At 77.5% G+C, this 1372-nt stretch carries 1 protein-coding gene and 1 pseudogene; both read left to right on the forward strand.

Annotated elements, in window-relative coordinates:
* Nucleotides 1-293: 293 nt before the first annotated feature.
* Nucleotides 294-782, forward strand: coding sequence for a YbaK/EbsC family protein (locus tag AB0J68_RS32215; protein WP_354862371.1), 489 nt, complete (start codon nucleotides 294-296; stop codon nucleotides 780-782).
* Nucleotides 779-1372 (forward strand): annotated as a pseudogene (locus tag AB0J68_RS32220) (hypothetical protein); the annotation flags it as partial. The gene AB0J68_RS32215 and the pseudogene AB0J68_RS32220, both read left to right, overlap by 4 nt.

The raw sequence follows: 1372 nt of genomic DNA on the forward strand, positions 1-1372 counted from the left end.
CCCGCCGCCCGGGGGTCGTGGGCGGCGAGCGACGCTCCTGCCTGACGGGACCGGGCTCGCGACTGCCCGGAAACCCAGGTGCGGCCCGCGAAGCCACACCGCCCGGAGCTGGCGCCGCGAAACACCGCGCTCCGGCTGGTTGGAACGGGCGTTCGAGGCAATCGAACACTCGTTCTAACTGCTCCTGACAGTACACCTCCCCTCCGACGAAAATGCAACGTGTGACGCGCCGAGGCTCGCCGTCCGTACGCACCGGAGTGAACCGGCGCCGGCGGACCGGGAAGAATGTCCCCATGCAGCCACACCCGAACGTACGGGCGGTGCAGGACGCACTCGACGTCGCCGGTGCGCGCGACGGCGCCGGCCAGCCCAGCACGGTCCGCCTGCTGCCCGACGCGGTGCACACCGCGGCAGCCGCAGCCGAGGCGCTCGGCGTCGAGGTCGGCCAGATCGCCAACTCGCTGATCTTCGACGCGGACGACGCGCCGCTGCTCGTGCTCACCTCCGGCGCGCACCGGGTCGACACCGCCGGCCTCGCCGCGTCCATCGGAGTCACCCGGCTGCGCCGGGCCACCCCGGAGTTCGTCCGGAAGCACACCGGGCAGCCGATCGGCGGGGTAGCCCCGCTCGGGCACCCGCAGGCGCTGCGCACCCTGGTGGACACCGCGCTGGCGGCGTACCCGCAGATCTGGGCCGCGGGCGGCGTACCGCAGGCGGTCTTCCCGACCACCTACGCCGAGCTGCTGCGCGTCACCGCCGGCGTCCCGGCCGAGGTGGCGTGAGCGAGCCGCGCGAGCGAACCGGCCGGCACAGCAGCGCCGTACCGGAGCTGGTCACCCTGCACGTGTGGCGGACCTCCCGCGGCGCGCTGCCCCGGGCGCTGACCCGGATGGCGGTGGACCCGCGTCGACTGCGGGCCCTGCCGGGTGTCCGGTTCGGCAAGCTGCTGGGCACGGGGACCGGCACCGGCTTCGGGCCGGGTGACGCCGACCTGACCCGGTGGGCGGCGCTGACCGTCTGGGACTCCCCCGCCGCGGCGGCCGGCTTCGACGACTCGCCGGTCGGACGCGCCTGGGCGCGGATCGCCCACGCCCAGGCCCGGGTCGACCTGCGCCCGCTGAGCAGCCGGGGCGAGTGGTCCGGCCAGCGACCGTTCGGCGAGCCGCCGGGCGGCCGGGTCACCGGCCCGGTGCTGGCGCTGACCCGGGCCCGGTTACGGGCCCGCCGGGGGGGCCCCCGCAGGGGGGGGGTCCCCCCGGGGGGCGCCGCCCCCCGCGCCGCGCCCCGGGGGGGGGGCCCGGGGGGGGGGGGGGTACGGGGGCGGCCGGGGCGGCGGGGCACGACAGGTCAGCGGGGGATGAGGGTCAGGATG

It is taken from the genome of Micromonospora sp. NPDC049580 (genome assembly GCF_040675595.1).
Lineage (GTDB): Bacteria > Actinomycetota > Actinomycetes > Mycobacteriales > Micromonosporaceae > Micromonospora.